Genomic DNA, 6,922 nt, shown 5'->3' with positions numbered 1-6,922 from the left:
GCCCCGGCAGGAGCGGCCCCACCGCGGATCGCGGCTAGTCGGCGTCCTTCCAGGTGCCGACGAGCGAGTCGAGCCGGGAGTCGGCCCCGAACGTGAGCCCGTGCACGGTCGTCTGGGTGCCGATCACGCTCGTGAGCTCGTGCACCGGGATCTGGTAGTACTGGCTCGCGAGGCGCTCCTGGGCCTGCGCCAGGATCTCCGCCCGCTCGGCCGGGTCACCGGCCGCCAGCTGGGCCTGGAGCAGGGACTCGAGCTCGGGGTCCGTGATGCGGGGGTAGTTCGTCGCGCCGGTCGAGAAGGCGGTCCGCAGGATGTCCCCGTCAGCACGCGACTGGTTGTGCCAGGCGAAGTCGTAGTCCCCGCCCTGCTGGCGCTCGAGGAACTCCGGCACGGTCCCGCCCTCGAGGGTGATCTCGATCCCGACTGTCTTGAGCTGCTGCTGGAGGAGCTCGAGCGAGGTCTGGTTCGGGCCGAAGTTCGTGATCCACGCGACCTTGAGGGACAGCTTCTGTCCGTCCTTCTCGCGGACGCCGTCGGAGCCGACCGTCCATCCAGCCTGGTCCAGGAGCTTCTCGGCCTGGGCTCGGTCGAACGCGAAGTACGAGCTCTGGTCGGCCCAGCCGGGCGTCGTGCTCGCGAGGACGCTCGTCGCGACCGCGAAGCTCCCGTTGAGCGAGGTGTCCCGGATCTCCTCGGCGTCGATCGCGAAGGAGATCGCCTTGCGCACCTCGACGTCCGAGACGATCGGGCGCGAGTTGTTGAAGTAGACACCGAACACGTTGCCCGGGTTGGCGCGGCTGATCACCGGGAACCCGCTGGCCTCGAGCGTCTCGATGTCCGTGGGCTGGATCCCGCCTGCGACGTCGACCTGGTCGGAGGTCAGGCTGCCGGTGCGGACGCCGGCCTCCGGGACCACCTGGAACGTGACCTTGGCGAGGTGCGGAGCGCCGTCGTTGCCGAGCGCGGAGGGCGCCCAGGCGTACTCGGCACGCTGCGCCAAGACGGTCTCGACGTCCTTGGTGTACGACTCGAGGACGAACGGCCCGGTCCCGACGACCCCTTCCCCTGTCGCCCGGTCGTCGAACGGGATCGCGACCGTCGATGCGGCGACGATGCCCAGGGCGGGCGACGCCGTCGAGCTGGGGAAGGCCGCGTTGGGCGTCGCGAAGTCGACCTCGACCGTGTCGTCGTCGATCACGTTCGTCCCTTCGTAGCCGACGAAGGAGCTGAGCGCGCCGCTCTTCGCGCCAGCCGCCACGATGTCGTCGAAGGTCCCCTTGACCTCGGCCGCCGTCAGGGGCGTGCCGTCGGAGAACGTGACGTCGTCGCGCAGCTCGAACGTGAAGGTCGTGGCGTCCGCGTTGGCGCTCCAGCTCGTCGCGAGCCACGGTTCGAGCTCGTTCGTGTCCGGGTTCTGGTAGAGCAACGAGTCGACGACCTGCCGGGTGACGTAAAGGGTGTCGTTGCCCGACCCCGTGCCGGAGGGGTTGAGCGAGATCGGGTCGTTCCCGATCGCGAAGGTGAGCTCACCTCCGTCGACCGGGCTCGAGGTCGAGGCCGAGACGTCGTCCGCGGCCGAGCCGGTCCCGGTCCCCCCACCGCACGCGGTCAGGGCAAGGGTGGCGGCGACGGACGTCGCGAGGGCGGTTCCTCCCCGTCGGATACGTGCGTTCATGATTCTCCTTCGTCGTGGACCGAGGTCCGGTGGTGGGTGGTGCGGAAAGCTCCGGTCAGTCCTGGTGGAGCGCTCGGGCGCCCGGGATGGCGTCGAGCAGGTTGCGGGTGTAGTCGTGCCGGGGCGAGCGGAAGACCTCGTCGACCTGCCCCGTCTCGACGACCTGCCCTCGGTGCATGACCGCGACCGTGTGCGCGATCTCCCGGACGACCGCGAGGTCGTGCGAGATGAACAGGTAGCTGAGACCGAGCGACTCCTGGAGCCCGGAGAGCAGTCCGAGGATCTGGGACTGCACCTGGACGTCGAGGGCCGAGACGGGCTCGTCGAGCACGAGGAGCTCAGGGTTGATCGCGAGAGCCCGTGCGATCGCGACCCGCTGGCGCTGCCCGCCCGAGAGCTCGGACGGCCTGCGGTCCAGCGCCGTGGACGGCAGGGCGACGACGTCGAGCAGCTCGAGAGCGCGCGCTCGCCGCTCGCTGCGCGACCCCAGGCCGTACGCGGCGAGCGGGTCGGTCACGACCTCGCCCACCGACAACCGAGGGTTGAGCGAGGCGAACGGGTTCTGGTGCACGAGCTGCACCCGGCGCCTGAGGTCGCGGAGCCGCGTGCCCCGCACGTGGGTGATGTCGTCTCCGTCGAACGACACGGTCCCGCTCGTGACGTCGGTCAGACGCAGGGCGAGACGTGCGGTCGTCGACTTCCCGGAGCCGGACTCCCCCACGAGCGCGAACGTGTGGCCGCGCGGGATCCGGAAGCTCACGTCGTCGACCGCGCGATGGGTGCCGCCCCCGGCTGCGCGCGGGAGAGGGAAGTCCTTGACGAGGTGCTCCGCCACGAGGACGTCCTGATCGGGCCGGTCCACCGCCGGGCCTGCCGGCCCGTCGCCGGTCGCGCGGGGCACGAACGGGTCGCCGGCACGTCCGCCGAACGTCCGTTCGCGCGCGGAACGCGGCAAGGGGGTCGCCGTCCGACGCAGCTCACCGTGCGCGTTGAGGCTCGGGGCCGAGGCCAGGAGTGCTCGCGTGTAGGGGTGCTCAGGATGCTCGAGCACCTCGCGCGGGGTGCCGACCTCGACGACCCGCCCCTCCGACATGACGACGATCCGGTCAGCCCGGTCCGCTGCCACACCGAGGTCGTGAGTCACGAGGAGGACGCTCGTCGCCGTCCGTCGGGTCAGTGCCGCGAGGTGGTCGAGGATCTGTCGCTGGACCGTCACGTCGAGAGCGCTCGTGGGCTCGTCGGCGATCAGCAGCGCGGGTTCGGCGATGATCGCGATCGCGATGAGGACCCGCTGGCGCATGCCACCGGAGAGCTCGTGCGGGTACTGCTGCGCGCGTACCTCCGGGTCCTCGAGCCCTGCGGCCCTGAGCGCCTCGACGGCCTGCGACCTGGCGGACCGGCGGTCGGCCAGACCGTGGACGAGCAGCACCTCCGCCACCTGGTGGCCGATGCGCTTGACCGGGTCGAGCGAGACCGTGGGGTCCTGCGGGACGAGCCCGATCTGCCGGCCACGGAACGCGCGCAGCGTCGCGGGCGAGGCCGTCGCCAGGTCGGTCCCCTGGAAGACGATCCGGCCGTGCGTGATCGCCGCGGACGACGCGAGGAGCTGGACGATCGCGTGCGCGGTCGTGGACTTCCCCGAGCCCGACTCCCCGACGACCGCCACGGTCTCTCCGGGGAGCACGTCGAACGAGACGTCCCGGACGGCCGCGACCGTCCCGCGGCGTGCGCGGTACTCGACCGCCAGGTTGTCGATGCGCAGCAACGGTGCGCTCCGGTCCGTGCTCATCGGTTCCGCCGTCCTTCCGTGTCGAGGGCGCGCGAGATGCGGTTGGCCGACAGCACGGTCAGCACGATCGCGAGCCCGGGGAGGGTCGTGAGCCACCACGCGTTGCGCAGGAAGTCACGCCCGGTGGAGACGAGCTGCCCCCACTCGGGGGCCGGGGGCGGCGCCCCGTACCCCAGGAAGCTGAGCGACGAGACGGCGAGGATCGCGGTGCCGAGCTCGAGGGTCGCGAGGACCACGACGGGTCCGGCCGAGTTCGGCAGGACGTGCCGCAGCAGCACCCGGTGCCAGCGGTTCCCCGAGGCCTGCGCCGCCTCGACGTACACCGAACTGCGCACGCGTACGACCTCGGACCGCATGATGCGTGCGACGCTCGCGACGCTGGCCAGCCCGACCGCGATCGCGACGTTCACGGTGCCGAAGCCGAGGACCGTCACGAGGGCGAGCGAGAGCAGCAGGCTCGGGATCGCGAGCAGGACGTCGGCGACCCGCATGACCGCGTCGTCGACCCAGGACCCGAAGAATCCCGCGAGCAGACCGAGCGTCGAGCCGACCACGAGGCCGAGCCCGACGGCGATGAGCGAGGCCTGGAGCGTGAGCGCCGTGCCGTGGACCACGCGCGAGTAGAGGTCGCGGCCGAGCTGGTCGGTCCCGAACCAGTGCGCCGAGGAGGGCGGCTGGAGCTTGTCGGCCGGCACCCCGGTCAGCGGGTCGGAGTGCGCGAGCAGCGCAGGGGCGAACGCCGCGAGCAGGACGACGACGATCCAGACCGCTGCGGCGAGCAGCCCGGGACGTCGGACCACGAACCCGAGGGTCGACAGCAGGCTCGACAGCCCGCGGCCCCGTCGTGACGGTTCGGCTCCGCCGGGCCCGGTGCCGGAACCGGAGCCCCCGACGGTAGCGGCACCCTCGAGCGTTCCTCCGTCCGGCAGGACGGTCTTCTCGTGCGGGGCGAGGACTGTGTCGGTCATGCTGCACCTCCGTGAAGGACGGCGACCTCGGAGGTCGACGATCGGGCGGGTCCGACCTCGCTCGCCGGGGCGACGCCGCCTCGCCCGGACGTGCCCCGGGGCGTGGTCGCGCCCCGTCGACGCCCGGTCACCACGCGGGGGTCGAGCAACGGGTAGGCGAGGTCGACGAGCAGGTTGGAGACCACGAACACGACCGCGGCGAAGATCACGATCCCCTGCACGACCGGGATGTCCTGGGTCTGCACCGCGGAGGCGGTCACGCGTCCGAGACCTGGTCGGGAGAACACGGTCTCGGTGACGACCGTCCCGGAGAGCAGCTGGCCGACGATCAGGCCGGTCATCGTCAGCGCGGGAAGGGCGGCGTTGCGCAGGGCGTGCGAGAAGAAGACCCTCGGGCGCCCGGCCCCCTTGGCCCAGACCGCGTCGATGTAGGGCTCGCGCAACGTGGTAGCCAGGCTCTTGGACAACAGCTGGGCGATCGTCGCCCCCGTGGGCACGGCGAGAGTGATCGCGGGCAGGACGATCGAGGCGAACCCCTTGTTCCCCATCGCGGGGAAGATCGGCAGCGTGAAGGAGAACCACTGGATGAGCAGGAGGCCGAACCAGAAGGCGGGGATGGCGACCCCGAGCGGCGGCAGCCCGAGGAGGAGCTGCCCGAGACCGCGGAACCGGGTGTAGGTGGCGGCGATCGCCAGCCCCCCACCGAGCACGATCGCGAGCAGCAGCCCGGCTGCGGCGATCTGCACGGTCGGGGGGATCGCCTCGACGATGAGGTCCGCGGCGGGCCGTCCCGTGCTGATCGACTGGCCGAGGTCCCCGCGGAACAGCCCGGCGAGCTGGGAGAAGTACTGGACCACGAGCGGGCGGTCCAGGCCGTGCTCGGCGCGGAGCGCGTCGAGCTGCTCGGGGGTGATGTCGTTGGCGTCGGCCCCGGCCATGAGCTGGGCCGGGTCGCCGGGCAGGGCGTAGAGCACGATGAACGACACCGTGTAGGCGGCCCAGAGCACGCCGACCGCCTGGGCCAGCCGCGTCGCGAGATAGCGTCCCATGGTGGTTCTCCTCCTTCGTCAGGCGCCGACGACGGCGACCGGACGCGCAGCGACCGGCGACCCCGGTGCGCCTGCGCCCGTGGCCCCCGCCGAGCTGTCACGGCTCGTGGTCGGTGTCCATCCGAGGGCTGGGGCGACGAGCGTCGCGACGTCGTGCAGGATCTGCTCGTACTCCTCGTCGCTGAACTCGTAGGGCAGCTCGAGACGCAGCTCGTCGACCTCTCCCACGACGGCGTCCGCCACGAGCCGCTCGAGGATCTGCTCGCTCGGGCCGACGAGATCGGGCGCGAAGAGCGTCCGGCGCTCGCCCTGCGGGGCGAGGGTCCGGGCCCGACGCGACTCCTCGAAGGCTCGGTAGCGTCGGCGCGACGAGGCGTCGGCGCTGTCGGTCGGCACGACGACGCGCCCGAGCGCGACTCTCGTCGATCGCCCTCCGCCGAGCCCCGCGCGGTACGCGGCGAGGTTCGCGAGCTGGGCCGTGACGAAGTCGTCGGACTCCTCGCCCGCCACGATGTTCCCGGTCAGCAGGTTGAGGCCGTTACGCGATGCCCACTCGGTCGACCGGCGCGAGCCGGCCCCGTACCAGAGGCGGTCGACGAGCCCCGGGCTGTGCGGCTGGAGCCGGGGGCGCTGCACGTTCCCGGGTGAGTGCACGACCGTGTCCTCGTCACCGATGAAGCCGCCCGACAGGTTCGCCGCGAGCCGCTCGATGCGCGCGTGCGAGAAGTCGTGGGACTCCCAGTCCCCGTCGAAGACCAGGTCGCCGATGAGGTCGGCGTGCGGCGGACGCCCCGCGCTGAGGCCGACCTGGAGGCGCCCCTGCGAGAGGACGTCGGCGGTCGAGAGGTCTTCTCCGAGGCGGAACGGGCTCTCGTAGCCGATCGGGATGACGCCCGTGCCCAGCTCGATCGTGGAGGTGCGCTGAGAGGCGGCGGCGAGGAAGACCGTCGCCGACGAGATCCCGTGCTCGAGGTGCCGCTGGCGGACCCACGCTCCGTCGAACCCCCAGGCCTCGGCGCGCTCGAACAGCCGTAGCGTCGCCTCGAGGCCGCTGTAGGGGTCGTCGTCCGGGAAGTTCCCGGGGGTGAGGAAGGCCAGCGAGGAGATCGCCGGGGTGCTCTGGCTCACGGTGGTGCGTCCTTCGGTCGGACGACGTGCGGGTCCCGCCCGTCCCCGGGCACGCCACAGGAACCCGTGGACGGGGTCGTTCGTCACGTCGTGTGCTTACCGCGACCTGTCGGCGCGGTCAGGTCCTGCCCGGAGCACCCCGTCACATCGAAGGGTTGCTGGCCAGCGAGCCGGGTCTTGGCGCTGGCGCTCTTCACCTGCCGCACAGGAAAGCCTCCCGGCGCCATGTAGTCAAGGAGTGAGAGCGGCGTCCCACTCCATGAGACATTGCAAACGAGAAACGGGGCCCGGAGACCGTTCCAGGTCTCCGGGC

At 71.7% G+C, this 6,922-nt stretch carries 5 protein-coding genes and 1 riboswitch; all 5 genes read right to left on the bottom strand.

Features of this window, described 5'->3' with window-relative positions; all coding sequences use genetic code 11:
• Nucleotides 1-34: 34 nt before the first annotated feature.
• From ACFWFR_RS15980 to ACFWFR_RS15960, 5 genes are read right to left on the bottom strand one after another with little or no spacing between them, the layout of a single operon-like run.
• Nucleotides 35-1,675 (bottom strand): ABC transporter substrate-binding protein, encoded by a 1,641-nt coding sequence (locus ACFWFR_RS15980; protein ID WP_377623614.1) that lies wholly within the window; start codon nucleotides 1,673-1,675, stop codon nucleotides 35-37.
• A gap of 55 nt (nucleotides 1,676-1,730) precedes the next feature.
• Nucleotides 1,731-3,464, bottom strand: coding sequence for a dipeptide ABC transporter ATP-binding protein (locus ACFWFR_RS15975; RefSeq protein ID WP_377623613.1), 1,734 nt, complete (start codon nucleotides 3,462-3,464; stop codon nucleotides 1,731-1,733).
• Nucleotides 3,461-4,432 (bottom strand): ABC transporter permease, encoded by a 972-nt coding sequence (locus ACFWFR_RS15970; protein WP_377623612.1) that lies wholly within the window; start codon nucleotides 4,430-4,432, stop codon nucleotides 3,461-3,463. The genes ACFWFR_RS15975 and ACFWFR_RS15970 overlap by 4 nt, the downstream gene beginning before the upstream one ends.
• Nucleotides 4,429-5,481, bottom strand: coding sequence for an ABC transporter permease (locus ACFWFR_RS15965; protein WP_377623611.1), 1,053 nt, complete (start codon nucleotides 5,479-5,481; stop codon nucleotides 4,429-4,431). Before ACFWFR_RS15965 ends, ACFWFR_RS15970 begins: the two co-directional genes overlap by 4 nt.
• Nucleotides 5,482-5,499: 18 nt before the next feature.
• Nucleotides 5,500-6,609 carry an LLM class flavin-dependent oxidoreductase gene (locus ACFWFR_RS15960; RefSeq protein WP_377623610.1) on the bottom strand — a complete coding sequence of 370 codons (1,110 nt, stop codon included), beginning with the start codon at nucleotides 6,607-6,609 and terminating at the stop codon, nucleotides 5,500-5,502.
• 87 nt (nucleotides 6,610-6,696) lie between these two features.
• Nucleotides 6,697-6,807: riboswitch (SAM riboswitch) on the bottom strand.
• Nucleotides 6,808-6,922: the final 115 nt, after the last annotated feature.

Source organism: Oerskovia sp. NPDC060287 (assembly GCF_042726775.1).
Taxonomy (GTDB): domain Bacteria; phylum Actinomycetota; class Actinomycetes; order Actinomycetales; family Cellulomonadaceae; genus Oerskovia; species Oerskovia merdavium.
Note: the sequence above shows the minus strand (reverse complement) of the source record. Positions and strands in the feature narration are given on the sequence as shown.

Coding starts and splice junctions, on each gene's coding strand:
- ACFWFR_RS15980 (WP_377623614.1), bottom strand. CDS start 1,675: ATGAACGCACGTATCCGACGGGGAGGAACCGCCCTCGCGACGTCCGTC.
- ACFWFR_RS15975 (WP_377623613.1), bottom strand. CDS start 3,464: ATGAGCACGGACCGGAGCGCACCGTTGCTGCGCATCGACAACCTGGCG.
- ACFWFR_RS15970 (WP_377623612.1), bottom strand. CDS start 4,432: ATGACCGACACAGTCCTCGCCCCGCACGAGAAGACCGTCCTGCCGGAC.
- ACFWFR_RS15965 (WP_377623611.1), bottom strand. CDS start 5,481: ATGGGACGCTATCTCGCGACGCGGCTGGCCCAGGCGGTCGGCGTGCTC.